General features: G+C 70.4%; 20 protein-coding genes. 4 read left to right on the forward strand and 16 right to left on the reverse strand.

Features of this window, described 5'->3' with window-relative positions:
- Positions 1-13: 13 nt before the first annotated feature.
- The 3 genes from mqnC to ACIQNU_RS29710 all read right to left on the reverse strand — a co-directional run bounded on the left by mqnC (position 14) and on the right by ACIQNU_RS29710 (position 5,037).
- The gene (mqnC, locus tag ACIQNU_RS29700; RefSeq protein ID WP_401372273.1) at positions 14-1,213 is read right to left on the reverse strand and encodes a cyclic dehypoxanthinyl futalosine synthase; all 1,200 of its coding nucleotides are present in this window, start codon (positions 1,211-1,213) and stop codon (positions 14-16) included.
- A gap of 92 nt (positions 1,214-1,305) precedes the next feature.
- Complete coding sequence (locus ACIQNU_RS29705; RefSeq protein ID WP_401372275.1) at positions 1,306-2,031, reverse strand: prepilin peptidase; 726 nt, start codon at positions 2,029-2,031, stop codon at positions 1,306-1,308.
- 6 nt (positions 2,032-2,037) lie between these two features.
- Positions 2,038-5,037, reverse strand: coding sequence for a BTAD domain-containing putative transcriptional regulator (locus ACIQNU_RS29710; protein WP_401372277.1), 3,000 nt, complete (start codon positions 5,035-5,037; stop codon positions 2,038-2,040).
- A 378-nt stretch (positions 5,038-5,415) separates the two neighbouring features.
- Between ACIQNU_RS29710 and ACIQNU_RS29715 the strand changes: the two genes are divergently transcribed.
- Positions 5,416-5,724, forward strand: a complete 309-nt coding sequence (locus ACIQNU_RS29715) for a hypothetical protein (protein ID WP_401372279.1) — start codon at positions 5,416-5,418, stop codon at positions 5,722-5,724.
- Positions 5,725-5,778: 54 nt separating this feature from the next.
- On the opposite strand, the gene ACIQNU_RS29720 is transcribed toward ACIQNU_RS29715, so the two are convergent.
- From ACIQNU_RS29720 to ACIQNU_RS29765, 10 genes are all read right to left on the reverse strand, one after another.
- Entirely contained in the window at positions 5,779-6,261 is a 483-nt protein-coding gene (locus ACIQNU_RS29720) for a pilus assembly protein TadG-related protein (protein WP_401372281.1), read from the reverse strand.
- Positions 6,258-6,710, reverse strand: coding sequence for a TadE/TadG family type IV pilus assembly protein (locus ACIQNU_RS29725; protein ID WP_401372283.1), 453 nt, complete (start codon positions 6,708-6,710; stop codon positions 6,258-6,260). The genes ACIQNU_RS29720 and ACIQNU_RS29725 overlap by 4 nt, the downstream gene beginning before the upstream one ends.
- Positions 6,710-7,090 carry a TadE family protein gene (locus tag ACIQNU_RS29730; protein ID WP_389880941.1) on the reverse strand — a complete coding sequence of 127 codons (381 nt, stop codon included), beginning with the start codon at positions 7,088-7,090 and terminating at the stop codon, positions 6,710-6,712. The genes ACIQNU_RS29725 and ACIQNU_RS29730 overlap by 1 nt, the downstream gene beginning before the upstream one ends.
- 89 nt (positions 7,091-7,179) lie before the next feature.
- The gene (locus ACIQNU_RS29735) at positions 7,180-7,425 is read right to left on the reverse strand and encodes a hypothetical protein (RefSeq protein ID WP_389879899.1); all 246 of its coding nucleotides are present in this window, start codon (positions 7,423-7,425) and stop codon (positions 7,180-7,182) included.
- Positions 7,426-7,640: 215 nt separating this feature from the next.
- The gene (locus ACIQNU_RS29740) at positions 7,641-8,567 is read right to left on the reverse strand and encodes a type II secretion system F family protein (protein ID WP_401372286.1); all 927 of its coding nucleotides are present in this window, start codon (positions 8,565-8,567) and stop codon (positions 7,641-7,643) included.
- Positions 8,564-9,613, reverse strand: a complete 1,050-nt coding sequence (locus tag ACIQNU_RS29745; RefSeq protein WP_401372287.1) for a type II secretion system F family protein — start codon at positions 9,611-9,613, stop codon at positions 8,564-8,566. Before ACIQNU_RS29745 ends, ACIQNU_RS29740 begins: the two co-directional genes overlap by 4 nt.
- Positions 9,614-9,621: 8 nt before the next feature.
- Entirely contained in the window at positions 9,622-10,929 is a 1,308-nt protein-coding gene (locus ACIQNU_RS29750; protein WP_401372289.1) for a CpaF family protein, read from the reverse strand.
- Positions 10,926-11,765: a hypothetical protein gene (locus ACIQNU_RS29755; protein WP_401372291.1), complete on the reverse strand. Its 840-nt coding sequence runs from the start codon at positions 11,763-11,765 to the stop codon at positions 10,926-10,928. Before ACIQNU_RS29755 ends, ACIQNU_RS29750 begins: the two co-directional genes overlap by 4 nt.
- 13 nt (positions 11,766-11,778) lie before the next feature.
- Positions 11,779-12,507, reverse strand: coding sequence for a hypothetical protein (locus tag ACIQNU_RS29760; protein ID WP_401372292.1), 729 nt, complete (start codon positions 12,505-12,507; stop codon positions 11,779-11,781).
- Between the two features lie 369 nt (positions 12,508-12,876).
- A complete protein-coding gene (locus tag ACIQNU_RS29765) occupies positions 12,877-13,518 on the reverse strand; it encodes a hypothetical protein (RefSeq protein WP_401372293.1) in 642 nt (213 codons plus the stop codon).
- A gap of 211 nt (positions 13,519-13,729) precedes the next feature.
- On the opposite strand from ACIQNU_RS29765, the gene ACIQNU_RS29770 reads away from it, so the two are divergent.
- The 3 genes from ACIQNU_RS29770 (at position 13,730) to ACIQNU_RS29780 (ending at position 16,923) form a co-directional block, all read left to right on the forward strand.
- On the forward strand, positions 13,730-14,383 hold the full coding sequence (locus ACIQNU_RS29770) for a hypothetical protein (protein ID WP_401372295.1): 654 nt from the start codon (positions 13,730-13,732) through the stop codon (positions 14,381-14,383).
- Positions 14,384-14,412: 29 nt separating this feature from the next.
- Positions 14,413-15,417 (forward strand): hypothetical protein, encoded by a 1,005-nt coding sequence (locus tag ACIQNU_RS29775; protein ID WP_401372296.1) that lies wholly within the window; start codon positions 14,413-14,415, stop codon positions 15,415-15,417.
- 375 nt (positions 15,418-15,792) lie between these two features.
- A complete protein-coding gene (locus ACIQNU_RS29780) occupies positions 15,793-16,923 on the forward strand; it encodes a hypothetical protein (protein ID WP_401372298.1) in 1,131 nt (376 codons plus the stop codon).
- Here the strand turns inward: ACIQNU_RS29780 and ACIQNU_RS29785 are convergent.
- From ACIQNU_RS29785 to ACIQNU_RS29795, 3 genes are all read right to left on the reverse strand, one after another.
- A complete protein-coding gene (locus tag ACIQNU_RS29785) occupies positions 16,913-17,944 on the reverse strand; it encodes a hypothetical protein (protein ID WP_401372300.1) in 1,032 nt (343 codons plus the stop codon). The genes ACIQNU_RS29780 and ACIQNU_RS29785 overlap by 11 nt on opposite strands.
- Positions 17,929-18,603, reverse strand: a complete 675-nt coding sequence (locus ACIQNU_RS29790) for a hypothetical protein (protein WP_401372302.1) — start codon at positions 18,601-18,603, stop codon at positions 17,929-17,931. Before ACIQNU_RS29790 ends, ACIQNU_RS29785 begins: the two co-directional genes overlap by 16 nt.
- A gap of 173 nt (positions 18,604-18,776) precedes the next feature.
- Complete coding sequence (locus tag ACIQNU_RS29795) at positions 18,777-19,313, reverse strand: hypothetical protein (protein ID WP_401372304.1); 537 nt, start codon at positions 19,311-19,313, stop codon at positions 18,777-18,779.
- Positions 19,314-19,344: the final 31 nt, after the last annotated feature.

Here is a 19,344-nt window from a genome sequence, read left to right on the forward strand (position 1 = left end):
CAGCTCGGTCGCGTCAGTTGGAGGCGAGCAGCTTCAGCTCGGGGTGCGCGGTGCCGCCCGCGATGGCGGTGGACGAGATGTGGGACTGCACCCGGTCGTCCACGGGGTCGTTCGCCGGGTCGTCGTGCACGACGAGGTGTTCGTACGTCGTGGCCCGCTGCGCCGGTACCCGCCCCGCCTTGCGGATGAGGTCGATGATCTCCATCCGGTTCGACCGGTGCTTGGCGCCGGCCGACGAGACGACGTTCTCCTCCAGCATGATCGACCCGAGGTCGTCCGCGCCGTAGTGCAGCGAGAGCTGGCCGACCTCCTTGCCGGTGGTGAGCCAGGAGCCCTGGATGTGGGCGACGTTGTCGAAGAAGAGCCGCGCGATGGCGATCATCCGCAGATACTCGAAGAGCGTCGCCTGGGTGCGGCCCTTCAGGTGGTTGTTCTCGGGCTGGTAGGTGTACGGGATGAAGGCCCGGAAGCCACCCGTCCGGTCCTGTACGTCACGGATCATCCGCAGGTGCTCGATGCGCTCGGCGTTGGTCTCGCCGGTGCCCATCAGCATCGTGGACGTGGACTCGACGCCCAGGCCGTGCGCCGTCTCCATGATCTCCAGCCAGCGCTCGCCGGACTCCTTGAGCGGGGCGATGGCCTTGCGCGGGCGCGCGGGCAGCAGTTCGGCGCCCGCGCCCGCGAAGGAGTCGAGTCCGGCGGCGTGGATGCGGGTGATGGCCTCCTCGACGGAGACACCGGAGATCCGGGCCATGTGCTCGACCTCGGACGCGCCGAGCGAGTGGATGACGAGGTCCGGGAAGTCCTTCTTGATCGCCGCGAAGTGCTTCTCGTAGTACTCGACGCCGTAGTCCGGGTGGTGCCCGCCCTGGAACATGATCTGCGTCCCGCCCAGCTCCACGGTCTCCGCGCAGCGGCGCAGGATGTCGTCGAGGTCGCGGGTCCAGCCCTTGGCGGTGTCCTTCGGAGCGGCGTAGAAGGCGCAGAACTTGCACGCCGTCACGCAGACGTTCGTGTAGTTGATGTTCCGCTCGATGATGTACGTGGCGATGTGCTCGGTGCCCGCGTACCGGCGGCGGCGTACCGCGTCGGCCGCCGCGCCCAGGGCGTGCAGCGGGGCGTCGCGGTAGAGGTCGAGGGCCTCTTCGGGGGTGATCCGCCCACCGGCGGCGGCACGGTCGAGGACGGACTGAAGGTCGGCCTTCTCGGTCACCGGGAGGTCCCTTTCCTAAGGGTGCGGACGGACCGATCCAGCGTACGCCAGCCTCTCCCGCACCCCGACGCCAGGCGTCATCGGCGCGGTCGTCAGGCCCCGTACGCGCCGAGTACCAGCCCCACGAAGGCGCCGCCGAGCAGGAACGGGCCGAACGGCATCGACGTCTTGCGCCCCGCCCGCCGCACCACCACGAGCCCCATCCCGTACAGCGCGCCGAACAGGAATCCGGCGAAGGTGCCGAGCAGCAGGACCGGCCAGCCGTACCAGCCGAGTACGGCGCCGAGCGCGACGGCGAGTTTGACGTCGCCGAAGCCCATGCCGTTCGGGTTGATGAGGAACAGGACGAAGTAGCCGGCGCCGAGGGCGAGGGCGCCGTAGAGGGCGGTGAGCCAGGTGCCGGCGTGTTCGGGGAGCAGGGCGGCGGCGCCGAGGAGGGTGAGCGCGGCGGCGGCGAGGGGGAGGGTGAGGACGTCGGGGAGGCGCTGGACGGAGAAGTCGACCACGGCGAGGAGGACGCCGACGGGGGCGAGGAGCAGCCAGACGGGGAGTTCGGGGCGGGCGCCGGTCGCGGCGGCGAGGGTGGCGGTGACGAGGGCGGTGGCCAGGGCCACCCCTGTCGTGCCGGGGCCGAACCGGTCGCCCGATGCACACCGGGCGCGGCCCAGCCAGCTCCCCAGCGGGTGCCCTTCCGGGCAGGTGGTACGCCAGTCCTCCTCGGGCGGCACGGAGAGGCGGTACGCGGCTCTGGGCACGAGCGTCCCTGCGCACAGGCCCCATAGAGCCGAGCAGACGATCAACCAGGCATCGAGATCCACAAGGCGTCAGCTCACGGCTGTCACTGCTGAGCGCCATGTCGGGAGGAGTTCGTCGAGCAGGGCTTCCGTTCTGGGGGGCACGCCCCGGGCGCCGCTCCTCGCCACCAGGTCCGCCGCGACCCGCTTCAACTGCTCGTCGTCGCCCGTCGCGTGCGTCGCCCTCAGCAGCTCGTTCCACAGGCGTTCGTCGCCCGGCGCGGAGCCGAGCGCCGCGGTCAGGGCCTCGATCGCCTTCTCGGCCCGGTCCCGCTCCAGGTGGAAGGCGGAGAGCGCGAGCCCGATGTCCGCCACGAGCAGCGGCAGTTGTGCGTCGATGATCTCGTGCGTGAGCCAGCCGTACCGCCCGGCCGCCCGGTCGGCGAGCAGCGGCCCCCGTACGAGGACGAGCGCGTCCGTGAGCAGCCGTCCGCGTACCTGCCTGCTGCCGGCCCCGCGGCCCTGCGTCGCCTCGTGGTACAGCGACCGCAGGACGTCCAGGTCGGACACGACGGTCCTGGCGAGGGTGAGCCGGCCGGTGTCGTCCGTGCCGAGGCGGGCGGTGCCGTCCGGGTCGGTGCCGAGCCAGGTCCGCAGGCGTTCGACCAGCGCGTCCCGTACGTCCTCGGTGACCCCGCGCGGCCAGAGCGCCGACGCGAGCACGCGCGGGTGGACGCCCTCGCGGTGCAGCAGGAGCAGCGCCAGCGCCTCGTGCATCAGCGGGCTGCGGTCCCCGTCGGGCGCCTCCAGGCCGATGATCTCGTACGGGCCGACCAGCCGCGCGTACACGGCGGGCCTGCCCTGTTCGCTGACGTCCACGAGGAACGGCGGCCGGGTGGCCGGGCCGCCCGCCGACGAGGGCTCCGGGTCGGCGTCCGAGAACAGGTCGACCACGGCCCGCTGCTGCTCCATCGGCAGCCGCTGCGCGTCGAGTTCGAGGCCGAGGAGCGGGGCGAGGAGCTTGCCCTCGGTGGTGATCTCCATCTGCCAGGCGGCGCCCGGCAGATCGCCGCTCTCGGTGCCGACGAGGTAGCCGATGCCGAGGCGGCTTGCGTCGGCGGCGAGTTCGGCGAGCTTGATCGCGTCGTCGGCGTCGGGCTCGGCGGCCAGGAGCACCAGGTGCGGGGCCCAGCGCGTGTGCTGCGCGGGGCCCGTACGGCCGGTGAGGACCGAGTCGTGTCCGGCGGCGCCGAGCGCGCCGCGCCGCTGCCGGGTCTCGGCCTCCATCGTCTCGATCAGGGCCTCGATGTCGTCGAGGTGGCGCAGCCGGTTGGGCGCGAGCGGGGTGAGGTCCTGGCCGAAGCCGACGAGCGTGATGGTCATCCGGTCCGACCAGCCGTTGGTCGCCAACTCGGCGGCGACGGAGGCGAAGACGGCGGCGCGGTCCTGCTCGGTGCCGCTCAGCGAGACGATGCCGGGCACCGACTCCAGGTTCATCAGGAGCCGCGAGTCGTCCAGGGTGCCGAGGCTGACGAGGCCCGGGTAGGGCGCCGCGGTGTCGACGTCCTCGTACTGCTCGCCGTCGGCGCGGGCCAGCATCCAGAACGTCTGGTCCTGCCCGAGCTGCCACGGCGTCGGCGGCTTTCCGGCGGGCTGGGCGAGCTGGAGGTGCAGATCGCCGTTGCTGAGCCACGCCGCGTACACGGTCGGCAGCGGCCGTGACTGCTCGCCGAGCGCGGCGGCGAGGCCGCGCAGCGAGCGGTCGAGGAGGCGTACGCCCTCGGGGTCGGCGCCGATGAGGAGCGCGTCCTGCGCGTCGGCGGCGGCGCCGGTCGGCGTGGGCGGCTCCATGCCGCGCCGCCCGCCTATCGCGCCCATCGCGGACTGCCAGAGCGCGGCCCGGCGCCTGCGCCCCAGGGCGCCGAGGAGCCCCGCCGCGAGCAGCGGGGCGCCGATCAGGGCCTCGGGCAGACCGAACGAGAAGCCGTCGCTCTCGGCGGCCGGGGTCGCCTGCGCGGGCGGCGCCTGCTGGTCGCCCTGCTGACCCTGTCCGTCGCGGTCCGCCGGGCGCTGCGCGGGTATGGAGATGTGCGCGGTGTCCCGGTCGACGGACCCGCCGCCCTTCTGCCCGCCACCCTGCTGACCGCCGCCCTGCTGCCCCGCGCCCTGCTGGTGGTCGCCGGACTTGGCGTAGTCGGATATCTGCCGCTGCACCTCTTCGGAGACCTTCGGCGCCTCGTCGGGCATCTCCACGAGGTCGCCGCCACGGGCGTCGGCGGGCATCTCCATGATCCAGCCCGGCCGGATCAGACTGGCCTCGGAGAGCCGCGAACCGTCGGGCTGCACCCGGTCCTTGTTGAGCTGGTAGATCTCCTTGTACCGGCGGCCGTCGCCGAGGTGGCGCTCGGCGATCTCCCAGAGCGAGTCGTGGTGGCGGCCCTCGGGCGGCTGGATCCGGTAGTACTTGGTGTCGCCGTCCTTGGCGGTGCTGCCGCCCGCCGCCTCGGCCTGCGCGGAGGCGTTCTCCGCCTGCTCGGCGATGGCGCTCGCGGTCTGGGCCGCGGACTGCTGCTCCTGCCCGAAGAGGCCGCCCGGCGTCTGCTGCGCGGCGGCCGACGGCGCCTTCTGGTTGCCTTCGAGCGACTGCCCGAGCTGCGAGAGGCCGGGCGCGAAGCTCGCGGCGGTCGCGGTCACCAGGAGGAGCGCGGCGATGAGTTGCCGGGCGAGCAACTGGCTGGGGCCGGAGCCCGGTACCCGGCCGGGCACCCCGACCCCGGAGACCGCCGCCTTCACCTCGACCAGCACACACGCCGTGAACTGCGCCCAGGCCAGCCACACGACGGCGGTGAGCACCTTGATGAAGGTGTCGACCGTGATCTCCTGCTGGAGCCAGTCCATGGACGGCGCACCGCTGGGCAGCGGCGAATCCAGCAGCGTCGCGAGCGCCACGGGCACCGCGACGACCAGACCGAGCAGCGCGACGAACGCGAAGAACGCCTTCACGAAGTCCCCGGCCGACCGCTGCCGCGGCAGCGGCTGCGGAGTGCGCCGGCTGTTCGATCCCGTCGAGCTGGAGGTGCTGCGCGCCATGGCGGGTTCCTGGTGTCCTCTGGGGGGCGAGACGTAAGGGGGTACGGGGTGCGGGGGTACGGGGTGCGGGGGTGCCGCGAGACGTTCGGGCGAGACTACTGAGATGGTACGGACGGTGTCGAAGACCAGACACCCCACCGACCTGCGACAAGTGCCCTTTTGCCAGCTTGCTCCGGATTCCCGGTCCGCATTTCCGGCCCCCCTTTCACGATTCATCCCCAACCACGCCAGGGGGCTCCGGCACGGTTCCCACTCCCCCTCGGCCACTCTCCTCGGCCACTCCCCTCGGCCGCCCGGCGCTCTCGCCCGCTGTCGGTGCCGGGTCGTACCCTTCACGAAGGGGCTGACCGCCCGCCGACGCCAGGAGGGGGACCTGACATGGGGAAGCCGGATCTCGCGCTGCCGCTCAGCGACTTGGAGGACTACGGGGGACGGCTGAGGTCGATCAAGACCCGGTTGAACGGCACGAAGAAGCTCTTCCAGTCGTACGAGGACGACCTCGGGGACAAAGGGGTGTACGACGCGTTGGACGACTTCGAGTCCGGCTGGGAGGACGGCCGCGAGGACATCTCGCAGCAACTCACCGCGCTCGCCGACATGTCGGACGCCGTGGTACGCGAGTTCAAGAAGCTGGACGACCAGCTCGCCAAGGATGTGTCGGAGGGCGTGAAGACGGAGGAGAAGTGAGGGCCGGGGAGCCGGGGGTGAGTGCCGGTCAGCCGGGGGCGGGGGCCGACTCCGTCATCCCACCTGGTTCTCCGCGACCGCGCGGCCCCGCACCACGACCGACCCGCCGTAGAACACCCCTGTGAACACCGGGTCGTACGTGAGTTGGATCTCCACCTCGACCTGCTGGGCGCCGGCCGCCACGCAGTGGCTCGCCGCGATGTCCGCGCCGGTCATCCCCATCTCCCGGGCGAACGCCTGCACGCGCGCCCCGCAGTTCTGGTAGTTGATCGGCGCGCCCTCGGCCCCCTCGTACAGACCCGCGGTGTCGACGTCCTGTGCCGCGTACCGCGCGGCCTGCTCGGCGATGTCCGCGGCGCGTTCCCGCTTGGAGATGGACAGACCGCCGTCGATCACGAACGCCGACAGGGAGAGGAAGACCAGGGCGAAGATGATGACCGCGCCGGCGCCCGAACCTCGGTCGTCAAGACGGTCCTTGCGCGCCGCGAGCCACGTACCGAACGCGCCTGCCCGCCTCCCCCGTACTACGGGTCTCACGCCGACCTCCGGTACGGGTCCAGCGGCGAGCTGAAACTCGCGCTCAGCGTGGTCGGGATGTCCAGGCCCAGCATCGCCAAGCCCCGTACCTCACAGCTGACCTCGACGGTGAAGAGGGTGTCGGGGGCGAAGCCGGAACTGGTCTGCTCCACATTCACCGGGCCGGAGCAGACGTCCTCCAGGTCGGCGTTCGCCGCCTTCTTCGCCTCCGCCATCGCCGTCGCGTGGTCCTTCTGGATCGAGCCGGCCCGTGCCGCGTCCCTGGCCGCGCCGTCGATCGCGCCGCGTCCGTCGACGAGTTGGCCGAAGGCGACCAGGACCAGGATGAAGAGGATCATCACCGGGGCGAGGATCACCACCTCGATGGTCGAGATCCCCCGGTCGCCGTCCCTGGAAAATCTCCGGCGGGCCCAGTCTCCCGGCGCCCCCTTGGCGATACGGTCCCGCATCACCCACCCCCCTCTTCCACGAACCGCTCCACCGGCCCCGACGACTGCGCGTGCACCGTCAGATCCAGGCCGGGGAACACCGTGGGCACCCGTGCCGTGATCTCCACGCCGACCGTGTTCGGCTCCGGCTGGAGCGTCGTCACGCGGGGCGAGAGGACCAACTGCGGGCCGAGCTGCTGGATATAGCTGTCGACCACGTCCCGCGCCTGGCCGCGCCACGCGCCGGGGTTCTCGTCCGCCGTGGCCCGCGCCTTGCGGGCGCCCGCCTGGGCCGCCGCCTGCGCGACGTGGTCGGCGAAGAAGTACAGACCGAACTGCACCGTCGCGAAGATCATGAAGAAGAGGACGGGGGTGAGCAGCACGAACTCGATCGCGGTCATGCCGGATTCGCCCCGGGTGGAGGCTGCCTCCACCCGGCGGCGTACCCACGTCCGCACGCGCCGCACCACGGTCCCTTTCGCCTCCGGTCTCAGCAAGTACCGCTCTGGTTGGCGCCCTTGATGCAGTCGCCGACCTTGTTGGCGCCGTCGCTCAGCGCGGCGTTGATGATCGCGGCGACCACGCCGACGATCGCGACCACGACCGCCGAGATGATGACCCACTCGACGGCGGACGCGCCGCGGTCGAGTTCGCCGGAGCGGGCCCGCCGCACTCGGCCCTGGAGAAAAGTGATCAGGAAGTCCACAGTCGGGTGGCTGAAGCGCCGTCCGTTCATTGCTCAGTCCTTTCAAGAATTCGAGAAGAAGACGGGGGGATGGGGGCACGGTTCACTCGGATCGGACAGTTCTCGCCGGCCGGCGCCGGATCGCATCGCATCGGAACGGATCGGATCGGACGGGTCGGCCCGGATCGTACGGAACGGTCCGTACGGGCCGACCGGGGACCGCGTGCCGGACATCCCCCCTGCATACCCGGAACACCCACGCGGCCTCACACCTGGAACACGCGCACCGCCGCCGGAAAGATCAGGAAGACCAGGAAGCCGGCGCACAGCAGGAGCTGCGCCACCAGCATCGACTGGGACTTCTCGCCCGCGCTGCCCTCGATCTCGGAGAGTTCGCGATGCCGCATCGTCTCCGCACGCGAGGCCAGCGACTCACGTACCTTCGCTCCGTCGTCCGCGACCAGCGCCAGCGACGCGGACAGGTCCTTCAGTTCCTCGACGCCCAGTTCCTCACCGAGCGAGCCGAGCGCCTGCCACTGGCTGATGCCCGTGATCCGCGCGTCGGCGAGCGCGTTGCGGATCCGGTGCGTCGCCCAGCCGTCGGACACCTCGGCCGCCGCCATCAGCGCCTCGGGCAGCCCGCGCCCGCCGGCCAGGCTCATCGACACCAGGTCCAGATAGGCGCCGATGACCCGGCGCAGATCGCGCCGCTTGTCGGCCGCGTCGCGCCGTACTTCGAGGTCGGGCAGGAAGAAGAAGAGGAGCGCGAAGACGAGGGCCAGCCACACCGGGATGACCGGGCTGCTGCCGAAGCCGAGCGTCCACACGACCGCGAACAGGAAGGGGCCGAAGAACAGTCCGGCGGCGGCGAGGAGCACCTTCGTCGCGAGGAAGCGTTCCCAGCTCCGGTCCAGGACGGCCAGGTCGGCCCGGAGCGACCGCTGTTCCCAGCCCTGCTGGAGGTAGAACTCGGCGACCCGGTTGCCCACCTGGGACCGTACGCCCGCCAACCGCCCGGAGTCCTGGTCGGCGGTGCGGTGCGACGACTCGTACGCCGCTCCGCGCGCCCGCATCGCGTCGATACGGGCCACCGTGGCGACCGCGCTGCGCTTCGACGGCATCAGGGCGCGGATCAGCGCGAAGACGCCCAGGCCGAGGACGGCGCCTATGACGATCGGCATGGTCAGGCTCATCGGCGTACCGCCCCTTCGCTCTCGGAGGGACCGGCGGGACCGGTCGGCGGACCTTGCGGGCCTTGCGGGCCCTGCGGGCCTTGCGCCGCGTGCGGTGAGCGCGGCCGGACGAACTGGACCGCCGACTCGTCGTGCACCAGGAACCGTTCGGGCGTCTCGATGGTGGACAGCTTCCGCAGCCACCAGAAGCCGAGCGCGAACAGGCCGCAGACACAGACGAGGACGAGCTGTCCGACCGCGGTGCCGTAGGGCTCCACGAAGTCACGGTTGAAGATCGACAGACCGAGCACGAAGGCGACCGAGACGGCGACGACGATCTGTACGGAGCGCCGGGTCGAGGCGCGCTGGGCCATGACCCGCTGCCGCATGTCGACCTCCTCGCGCGCCGACTTGGCGAGCGCGCCGAGCACCTGGCGCAGACCGGGGCCGCGCAGCCGGGCGTTGAGGATGAGCGCGGCGACGATGATGTCGGCGGACGCGTCGTCGATCTCGTCGGCGAGCTGCTGGAGCGCGTCCGGCAGCGGGGTGCGGGAGCGCAACCGGTCGACCAGCGCGTCCAGATGGGGGCGCAGGACGGGTGCGGCGGCGCGCGCGGATGCCGGAATGGCCTGCTCCAGGCCGACGGCTCCGGCGATGGTGTCGCGCAGCGACTCGGTCCAGGAGGCAAGGGCCTCGACGCGCTTCATCGCGGCCTTCTCCTCGGACGCGCCGCCGAACAGCTTGTCCCAGAAGAAGACGAGGACGCCCGACGCGATACCGGCGACGGCCCACCGGGTGAGCAGCAGGACGGCGAGGCCGACGCCGACCGCGAGGGAGCCGCGCTGCCCCGCGAACCGGATCAGTTCACTGGCCCGCTCGCTCGCCTTCTGCTTCTCGTGCTCGGGCTTGACGGGCAGTCCGCGTACGGCGACCACGAGCAGCGCGAGTCCACCACCGACGGCGACACCGCAGCCGAGGCCGTACAGGACGGGGGCCGAGAACAGGCCGCCCATCGAGCCGAGCGAGCCCAGCGCGGCGAGCGTATGCGTGTTGATGGCGGTGCTCATGCCGGTGCTCACCCCCAGCTTCCGGACGGCCGGTAGCCGTAGACGGCGAGGTCGTCGATGCAGGAGATCGGTGCGTGCGGCACGATCCGGCCGTCCGACGCCTCGGCGAACACCTCGCTGGACAGGACGCGTCCGTCGACGCCGTTGACTTCTCGGACCGAGGTCACCATGCGCTGCAGCCTGCCGCCGCTCTCGAAGTTGTTGCGCCGCTGGATGAACACGACGAAGTTGACGGCGCCCGCGACGAGCATCTGGCTGGCCTCGATGGGCAGCCGCTCGTTGGCCTGGAGCGCGTAGGTCGAGATGCGGTTGAACACCTCGCTGGAGCTGTTGGCGTGGATCGTGGACAGCGAGCCGTCGTTGCCCTGCGACATCGCGTTGAGCATGGTGACGATCTCGTCGCCCAGGACCTCACCGACGATGACGCGCGACGGGTTCATACGCAGTGACCTGCGGACCAGCTCCGCCATCGAAATGGTGCCCTGGCCCTCGGAGTTGGGCAGCCGCTCCTCGAACGCGACGACGTTCGGATGCAGGTCCTGGAAGGTGTCGAGCCCCAGCTCCAGGGCGCGTTCGACGGTGATCAGCCGCTCGTGCGGCGGGATCTCGTTGGCGAGCGCGCGCAGCAGCGTCGTCTTCCCGGCGTTGGTGGCGCCCGCGATCATGATGTTCTTACGGGCCCGTACGGCGCAGGCGAGGAAGTGCGCGACCTCGGGGCTGATGGTGCCGTTGCCGACGAGGTCGGCCATGAACACCTTGCCCATGCGGGCGCGCCGGATGGACAGCGCGGGCCGCCGGGTGACGTCCATGACGGCCGAGAGGCGGGAGCCGTCGGGCAGCCGCAGGTCGAGTTGCGGGTTCGCGGAGTCGAAGGGTCGCGAGGACAGACCGGAGTAGGCGCCGAGGATCTGGATCAGCTCGATCAGCTCCTCGTCGCTCTCGGCGACCGGCTCGCCCTTCACCTCCTGGCCGTTGGCGTAGCCGACGAAGACCTGGTCGAAGCCGTTGATGTCGATGTTCTCGACCTCGGGGTCGTCGAGGAGCGGCTGGAGCCGTCCGACGCCGAACAGCGCGGCGTGCACGGCCGCCGCGTACTGCTCCTCGGTCTCCGCGTCCAGCGGGGTGCGCCCGGCGTTGATCTCCGTACGGGCGTAGTCCTCCAGGATCTGGGCTATCACCGCGCGTGCGTACTGGCGTTCGTCCTCGCTGGACATCGGCGTGACGCCCGAGACCTGGTCGAGGCGGCGCTGCTCGGCGATACGGTCGCCGGCCTCCTGCCGGAACCGCTTGACCAACTGGTGGTCGACGGCACTCATCGACCGGCTCCCGACGCGGGTCCGCCCGCGGGCACGGCCCAGGCGGCGCCGAACTGCTGGTAGAGGTCGACGGTGACCTTGCGGGCCGAGCGGATGAGCAGCGACTTGTCGAGCCGGCCGCGCCTGCGGCCCGCCAACTGCTCGGCGCCCGCCGGGTCGTGGGCCAGGGTGCCGACCACGCGGGCGCCGGACTGGGCGGCGACGAGCATGTCGTTGACCTGGTGGACGATCTTCGCGGACTCGCCGGGGTCGGCTATGAGGATGACGCCGATGAGCGGGGTGCCGAGGGACGCGACCCCGCGGGTGCCGCCGTGCAGCTTGGCGGAGAGCGCCGCCGCCCGGTCCCGTACGCGGGCGATGGCCTCGGGTTCGGTACGGGATATCAGCAGCACGAGCGCGGCCTGCGGGAACAGTTCGGTGACCGGGGTCTCGCCGCTGATCCGGCCGCAGTCGGCGATGACGTCGGCGGGCGCGTGCGGCGAGTCGGCGAGCTGCGAGAAGGCGCGGCCGAGCGTGGGCCACAGCCCGGCGAGCCCGGCGGCCTGCTCGGCGACCCCGAGCCCGACGAGCACTTCGAGCCCGCCGCTCAACGGCTGTACGTGGTCCCAGAGTTGGTCGGGTACGAGTCCGCGGCGCGCGGTCGCGGCGATGGACAGCATCCCCGTGTTGGGGTTGAGCTGCCCGCCGTGCGCGGCGGCGCTGCGGTACACGAGGTCGCCGCCCGCCGGGTCGGTCTCGGCGAGCAGCGCCCGCCGCGGCCAGACGGCGGCGAGCGCGACGGCCGCGGTGGTGACCCCGGGGGATCCCTTGTCGGCGGCCAGAGCGATGAGTGCCATCTCTGCCGCGCGCCTAGCCGGCGGAGCCGCTGGACGGTACGCGGACGATGGCGACGTCACCCGCGGCGGCGGCCCGTGCGAGGGCGGGCACGTCGGCGGAGTCCACAGTGACGGTGACTGGCAGGTTTGTGCTGCTGATGGTGCCGTCGCTGGTGACCTTGACGGAGGCGACGACGGCGTCGGCGACGAGGGGCGTGGCGCTCGTCCCGGTGGAACCGGAGGTGCCGTCCTTGCTGTCGCCGCCGCTGCTGTCCCCGACCTGGTAGGCGGTGACGATGTCACCGGGCTTCAGACCGCTCGGGTACTGGCCCTCCTTGAGGGAGAGCCCCACGTTGGACTTGCCGGCGGGCAGTTCGTTCTTCACGTTGAACATGTCGCCGATGACGACGGTGCCCTTGTAGACCTTGGACCTGGCGTACAGCTTGACCAGCGTGTCCACCTGGGACCACTTGACGTAGTTGACGTCGCCGTCGTCGGCGACCATCACGGAGGTCAGCTTGGCCTTGGTGACGAGTTCACCGGCCTCGATGTCCTCGGTGGCCTTGACGACCTCGATACGGTCGCCGGCCCGCAGGACGAGGACGGTGGCGCCGAGCGCGCCGACCAGGATGAGCAGTACGGCCAGAGCGGCCAGTGCCGGTTTGCGCTCGCGAGGCGGCGAGGGAAGACGCTCACCGACCGGGGGCTGAACCGGCGCGGGTGACCGGTGACTGCCCGCCCCCGCACGCTCTTGGATCTTCACGCAACTGCTCCCCGTACACCCAAGAAGAATTCGGTCAATTGACACACTTCACATGTCTGGGGCCGTTAATCCGGCCCCAGGTCTACTGTCAAGTCATCGCACCGTATCAGCAGCACATAAGGCCCTCAAGGCGCGTCGGGGGTCGCTGAGTCCGCACCCCGCATCGTTACTCACGCGCAATCGGGGGCGGTCGGTTCCCGGGGGTTGGGGAGGGGTGCGGGAGGGGTGCGAGGGGACCTTTCCGAGCGCGCGGCCGGGGGCGGAAATATGCTCCCGCGAACTCAATTCCTTTGCACGCCGCGCACATTCACCACACCTTCACCACGCGATCGCCACAGGGGGTGAGGGGGCGAGGCGGACTGGTCTGGGCTACTCCACGAACCGGAAGGTGGAGGTGACGGCGTCGAACACATCGAAGAAGGACTCGGCGAGGTCAAGGACTTGGCTGCTCCCGGCGACGAGCGCGACCTTGCCTTCCTGGCCCGGCACGGGGATGAAGGTCTGCATGAGTACGGCCCGGATGGTGCGGGTGTCGTTGGGTACGGGGACGTCCTCGATGCCGTACGTACGGGCGGCGGCGCCCACGCCGGGTATGTCGACGGTGGTCACCTTCCGCCAGGCGTCGCCCTCACGCTTGGCCTCGCGTACGGCGAGTTGGCCGGCGATGGTCTGCGGGTCCGTGGACAGGGGCTCACCGGACTGCTTGCGTCCGCCGACCAGGGAGACGGTGACGGACCCGGTGATGGGGGTGTCACCACCGAAACTCTCCGCCATGCAGCCGCAGTAGAGAGCGCCGGACTGCCAGGCCTCACGGGCCGACTTCTGAAGGAAACCGGTGTAGACATCCCGATACGGGGCCAACTCCGGGTGCTGCCGGACGCGTTCGTTGACCATGCTGCGAATGGAGTCGTCCCGCGACTCGGGCCGCACGTCGAACTCCCACCAGGTCTCGGGCACCTTGATCCGGAACCCACCGCGCTCGACGGTGAGGGTCTCCATGTAGCGGGCCATGGTCTGGGGTTCCCCGTTTCGGTCGATCGGTCGTGTGCGTGTCGGCGGCTCGGCGTGCGCCCCGATTCTCGCAAGGGCGGGCGGGGCGTGGGGAGGGCGGGGCCGAATCCGTACGGCGTCCGCACGGCGAAGTTCACGGTGGCGAAACCGCGAGCCCCGCGGTTAACGTCGTGACTCCTTGACCACGCCCTCGCCCCACCGGGAGTCGACCGTGAAACGCCGCACCCTGCCCGCCGCCACCGCGCTCACCGCGACCGCAGCCTTGCTGCTGACGGCATGCGGGGGTGATGGTGACGAGTCCGCCGATAAGGACAAGATCGCCGGTGCTGAGAAGAGCGCCGACCCGACCCCAACGCCCAGCGCGAGCCCCTCCGACTCTGTACAGCGCCCCGAGATCATCCTCCCGAACGACATGAAGAACGTCTTCGAGAATTGGAAGGCCGGGAAGCCGGTCGAGGATGCCGTGTTGTCCGATGCCTCACAGCAGATCAATGCCACGGACGCGGCTATCGCCGCCGCCGACCCCGACTCGGCGGCGCTCGGCTTCTACCTCGACGGTGACGCTCTCGTTGGCGCGGCGGATTGGGTCAAGGGGTACGTGGATGGTGGCAACACCTTCACTGGGACTACGCGATATTTCAAACCCGAGCTGGAGATCTTCGACAAGGACACGGCAGGGCTCGCCTACTGCTCGGATGAGAGCAAGGCGTTCGACAAGAACCGTAAGACCGGAAAGGTCAAGAAGACCGCGGTGACCGATAAATCGTACGTCACGTACAGCACCCGCCTGGAGAAGAACGACAAGGGCGTCTGGCAGACCACGAGCCTCCAGTCCGAAAGGGGCAACGCGAAGTGCACTCCGTAACCCCGCGTGGACGATGGATACTCGTCGGCGTGACTGCTGCGGCGCTGCTCGCGAGTTCAGGAACGGCTCTCGCGGACAAGGGCGACGGCAATTCACGCGGCGGCGAGGCGACACCGACGGGCAACAGATCCGGCAACGACATCAGCTCGCAGATCACCTACAGCGGACAGACCAGAGGAAGCGGTAAGTCCTCCCGCCCTGTGACCCCGGTGAGCGACTGGACACCTCCCGCCTGCTGGTACGAACCCCGTACGGCGCAGCAGTTCTCCCAGTCCACGGAGGCCGGCTACGAGGAGACAATCAACACTCCGGGCCAGCACAGTTACGCCAAGAGGGCGGTCGGTGAGTTCCGTGAAGACTACAAGGACGGAACGTACAAGAACTACAACCTCGACATAGCCGACGAGGGCAATTTCTGGGTCCCGGTACGCGACCCGGACAGGTGGACAGATCCGGAGGCCCAGGCCTGCAACAGGCTGCCGTTCTGGGTCGAGAACGGCGATCCGCCGAACGTTCCGAACGCCGTAACCCCCGAAATCCTGGCCGCCCTCGCCTACAACCAGATCGAACTCCCGAACACCGAAGTGACATTGGCACCGGAGAATGTCACAAAGGTGAATCTCCCGACCTGGGCCTGGCTCGACAAGGCGAAATTCAAGCCGGTTTCCGTCACCGCGCGGCTGGCCATCGGCGGCCTGAACATCGAGGCGACGACCACCGCGACACCCCGCTCACTGAAACTGGAACCGGGCACGAGCGACGCGAAACTGCACCCCGGCTCGGGAGAATGCGGATTCGGCGCGGACGGCAGCATCGGCACCCCGTACCAGAGGGGCGACGCGGGCAAAACACCCCCGTGCGGCCTCACGTATCTGAGGTCGTCGGGCGCGGACGCCTACCAGTTGAAGGCCACGGTCACGTGGGACATCAGCTGGACAGGCACAGGCAACCCGAACGCCACGAACCTCCCCGCCGGCACCTTCGGCACAGAACAAGCCATCACAGTCGAAGAAATCCAATCCATCAACCGCTGACCCAACACCCGACCCGACGGTCGCCCTTGCCCACGCACCGGAGTCGGCCAAGGGCAACCGTCGACGGGCTCACCGCGCGAAGCAGAGGCGGCGTGCCTGACATCCGCCGCCCGGGATCGCTGCGCGGGACGGCTCCCGGTACAGTCCTCACGCCTGCCCTCCCCATCCGTGAGGGAGCTTTCAACTCGCTTTTCCGGTAAGGGAGTCAGCCCCGTGTTCAGTGGCCCGTTCGGCTTGGTTCGGGTGGGGGTTCGGGTTGTTGTCGGGGTGGTTGTGGTTGTGGTCGTTGTGGGGGGAATCGCTCTGGGGGGTTTGTTCGGCGGGGTCGCTTTTGCCGATGCGGGGCGGCGGCCCACTCCTGGGGGGTCGCTCGGAGTGGGGCAGAAGATCGCCGATGCGTTGCGGGTGTCGCCCGTGTACGTGGATCCGGCGTACGCCGAAGCCGTTCCGGACGCCCGGCGGCTCCGTCTTGTCGCGCAGATCCGGACCACGCACCTTCCGATCAAGGTGGCACTCGTCCCGCTCGCGAAGGGTGACGCCTTCGACGGGGATCCGGGCGTCCTCGCCCAGGTGCTGCACGACCGGATCGGGGGCAAGAGCGACGACCTCGTCCTCATCACCGTCGGCGACGGTGACTGGCTGGGCGGCAAGGAGTGGCCCGACGGCAAGTACCAGGCTCAGCACGCGGTCGACGCCGTCGCCCTGCTCGGCGACACCCGGAACGCCGGTCTCGCCGACCGCGTCGCCAAGGCCGTGGAGTTGGTGGCCGGAGGCGACGGCGACACCGTCTACGCGCAGGCGACCGCCGACCTCTCGCGGGACGACGACCCCGGTATCCCCTGGGCACCGGTCACCCTCACGGCCGCCCTCCTCGCCGGCTGCGCCCTCTACTACGCGCGCCGACATCGTTTTCCTCAGCACAGCCAGCACGGTCAACTCTTCTCGCTGGCCCCCACCGACGACACCGGTACCCGAATCGGCGAACTCCGACGCCGAGCCGAAGCCGAGGTCGACGCCCTGGGCCGGAGGGCGCACGCGGCGAACCCGCCCGCCCCCCGCGCGCTGGACGCCTACGAGGCCGCCCGTATCGTCCTGCACGGCGCCCGGGGCGCGGCCGATCTCGCCGGCGCGCTCGCCCTGGCGGCAGCCGGTCGCGACGCCCTCGCGCCCCGGCCCCGGAGCGGACCCCCCGAACCCGGCCACCCGCTCTGCCACTTCAACCCCCTGCACGGCCGCGCGCCCCACCGCACCACCCGCGACGGCTCCCGTATCGCGGTCTGTACGGCGTGCCACGCGGCCGTGCGCGCCCGGCGCGCGCCCGACATCCTCGCCGACGAGGGTCCCGACGGGCGCACGGTCCCGTACTTCGACGTCCCGGCCGACCACAGCGTGTGGGCCGCGACCGGCTACGGCTCCCCTCTCACCACGGGCGACGACAACGAGGGCTACGGCGACGGCGATCTCGTCCGGCGCGTACGCCGCGCCCTCGGCCTCGTCACCGGTTGACCGACTGGATCTCCTTGACGGTGACGTCCTGCTCGTACGTCGACAGCCCGTCCGGCAGCGGCGGCTCCTGAGCGGGCCCGTCCGGGTCGGCCGAATCGGTCCACGTCACCTTCCAGGTGATGGACGCCTTGAAGGGGTACGTACCGCTGCCCGACGACCGCCGGTAAGTGACATTGCACCCGGCGTCCCCGCTGTCGACCTGATAGCCGCCCTTGCCCTTGGCGAGGTCGTAGGTGCAGGTCTGCGGGTCGGCGTCGTCCGTACCGGCCTCCACCCTGAGAGCCACGGGTGTCGCGACGGTGGTCGCGGCCATCTGGACGCCCTTGTAGTTGATGCTGGCCGTCGTCCAGACCCGGTCGAAGTCGCCCTCGAAGGCCACGCGCGTACCGAGGTTGACTACGAGCCGGTCCGCGGTGGGCTTCAACTGGACCGGCGGAGCGGGGAGTTCGGTGGCGTTGTACGCGAGCTGGGACAGCTTCTCCGGTGTGATCTTGTTCGGGTCCGGCTGCGGATCGGCGGGCGGAACCCAGATCTCCCAGTTGTCCGTGGTGATCGGACACGCCTCCTGGTACGTGTCGTCCCGGAAGGCGACCTTCCACCACAGGCCGTCGTCACCCTTGTGGTACTTCTCCTCGTCCCGCTTCTTGGCGTACGTCGCCGCGGGCTCCTGGGCGCCGTTGTACGCGCTCTTGATGAACTCCTCGTACTCCTCGGGCGTGTACTCGGGCTCGTACCAGCAGACCGGCGGCTTCCAGTTGGTGTTGACCGGCCGCACCGGCGTGGTCTTACCCCCGCCGCCGGGGGTGTGCCGGTCGAGGTTGATGTGCGCCCCGATGGTGCCGTTGCCGGAATTGCCGCCCCGGTTCGGCGGCTTCGTCCCGCCGCTGTCGCCCTCAGTGCGGCCACTGCCGGCGTACGCGGGTATCGCGCCGCCCAGTACCACGCTCAGGCACACGGCGGTCCCGATGCCCACTGCCACCCGGCGGCGCCCCGTCCCCCGTGCCCTCATCCCCGTACGCATGCCTCGACCCCCTTCTTCCAGCTCACCGAACGCACTTGCCAGTCACCCTTGGGGCCCTGCGCGGCCTCCAGGGTGTTCAAGATGAAGTCGTCCTTGCTCGGTTCGGTCCGGTGGATCTTCCCGCTCTTGATCTCCTTGTCGAACCCTTCGCGCTGGTCCTCGCAGTAGCGCACGGCCGCGGACTTCCCCTGGAGGTCGGTCACCTCGAAGTCGTAGTACGCGTACGTGCCGGTGGCCGTGAGCCCGTCCTTCTTCAGCCGGTCGATCTGCTCGCCCCAGTAGGAGAGGGCGGGCATCGCGAAGTACCGGTTCATGTTGGGCGTCTTGCCGTCGCCCTTGGCGAAGCCCTCGTTGAGCGCCCGTACCGCATAGCCGATGTCCCGGACGAGGGCGTCCTTGGCGGCGTCCTGCGTGGGCTTGGCCGTGACGTCGACCTTGAGGTCCGACGGCAGGTCGAAGGTCGGCGCATCCTTTTCCACCGTGGCCGAAGTGGAGGGCGACGGCGACGACTCGCCGCCGGACTCCGCCCCCTCTATCTTGTCGTTCCCCGAACCGCCGGAACCGCCACCGGAATCGCCGCCGCAGGCCGTCAGCGTCAGCGCCGCCGCGGTGAACAGCCCGGCCGCGACCGTCGCGGCCCGACCTCGCGTGGTCAGCATCGTTGTCTTCCCCCAGGATTGGTCGTCACGGTGGTCGAGTGGCGTGGCCGGCGGCCCGCTCGGAGGCCGGTCGTGGGCGTACCCACCGATGATGGCACGGCAGGTACATGACGGGACAAGGCGTTCCAGTGGACAGGGACCGGACTGTGGAGAGGCTGTTACGAGGCGACCGCTCACCGGTTCCTGGCCGTGCGGCTCCTGCCCTTGCCCTTCTTCCGGAGTCTCCGTATCCGCTCCCGCTCGGCCAGCGACGCGGCCTGGGCCCGGCGGCCCCGGACGAGGACGGCGGCTCCGCCGAGCACGGCGAGCATGAGGACGTAGGCGAGGAGTGCGGTGCCGGAGCCAGGTATGTAGGCGCAGCCCTCGCGGTAGGAGGGGCAGTTCTTCCCGGGCAGCGAACCCAGGACGAACAGAAACGCGGCAAAGCCGAGCCCCCAACCCAACCCTCTGACGACCCGTCCGGCGAACCCCTCACCCTGAACGCGCCACCCGGCGACGGCACCACCCAGCGTCACGAGCCCGCAGAGCGCCCCCACGGCCCATCCCCCGCCGGGCACCTCCAACAGGACAGGCGCGACCCCGCGGGCCACCGCCTTCCACCCCCCGACAACCACGACGACCCCGCCGACCACGACGACGACCCCGAACACAATGCCGAGCAGCGCGACCCCGTCCCGCCCTCGATTTCCCCCACGCACCCCATCAGTCATCACTACTCACCCCCCGCCTCCTCCAACGGCC

Origin of the sequence: Streptomyces sp. NPDC091292 (assembly GCF_044757265.1) — a bacterium.
GTDB lineage: Bacteria > Actinomycetota > Actinomycetes > Streptomycetales > Streptomycetaceae > Streptomyces.

Coding starts and splice junctions, on each gene's coding strand:
- ACIQNU_RS29715 (WP_401372279.1), top strand. CDS start 5,416: ATGGGGAAGCCGGATCTCGCGCTGCCGCTCAGCGACTTGGAGGACTAC.
- ACIQNU_RS29740 (WP_401372286.1), bottom strand. CDS start 8,567: ATGAGCCTGACCATGCCGATCGTCATAGGCGCCGTCCTCGGCCTGGGC.
- ACIQNU_RS29710 (WP_401372277.1), bottom strand. CDS start 5,037: ATGGCGCGCAGCACCTCCAGCTCGACGGGATCGAACAGCCGGCGCACT.
- ACIQNU_RS29785 (WP_401372300.1), bottom strand. CDS start 17,944: ATGCGTACGGGGATGAGGGCACGGGGGACGGGGCGCCGCCGGGTGGCA.
- ACIQNU_RS29735 (WP_389879899.1), bottom strand. CDS start 7,425: ATGAACGGACGGCGCTTCAGCCACCCGACTGTGGACTTCCTGATCACT.
- ACIQNU_RS29765 (WP_401372293.1), bottom strand. CDS start 13,518: ATGGCCCGCTACATGGAGACCCTCACCGTCGAGCGCGGTGGGTTCCGG.
- ACIQNU_RS29730 (WP_389880941.1), bottom strand. CDS start 7,090: ATGACCGCGATCGAGTTCGTGCTGCTCACCCCCGTCCTCTTCTTCATG.
- ACIQNU_RS29745 (WP_401372287.1), bottom strand. CDS start 9,613: ATGAGCACCGCCATCAACACGCATACGCTCGCCGCGCTGGGCTCGCTC.
- ACIQNU_RS29790 (WP_401372302.1), bottom strand. CDS start 18,603: ATGCTGACCACGCGAGGTCGGGCCGCGACGGTCGCGGCCGGGCTGTTC.
- ACIQNU_RS29795 (WP_401372304.1), bottom strand. CDS start 19,313: ATGACTGATGGGGTGCGTGGGGGAAATCGAGGGCGGGACGGGGTCGCG.
- ACIQNU_RS29750 (WP_401372289.1), bottom strand. CDS start 10,929: ATGAGTGCCGTCGACCACCAGTTGGTCAAGCGGTTCCGGCAGGAGGCC.
- ACIQNU_RS29725 (WP_401372283.1), bottom strand. CDS start 6,710: ATGCGGGACCGTATCGCCAAGGGGGCGCCGGGAGACTGGGCCCGCCGG.
- ACIQNU_RS29755 (WP_401372291.1), bottom strand. CDS start 11,765: ATGGCACTCATCGCTCTGGCCGCCGACAAGGGATCCCCCGGGGTCACC.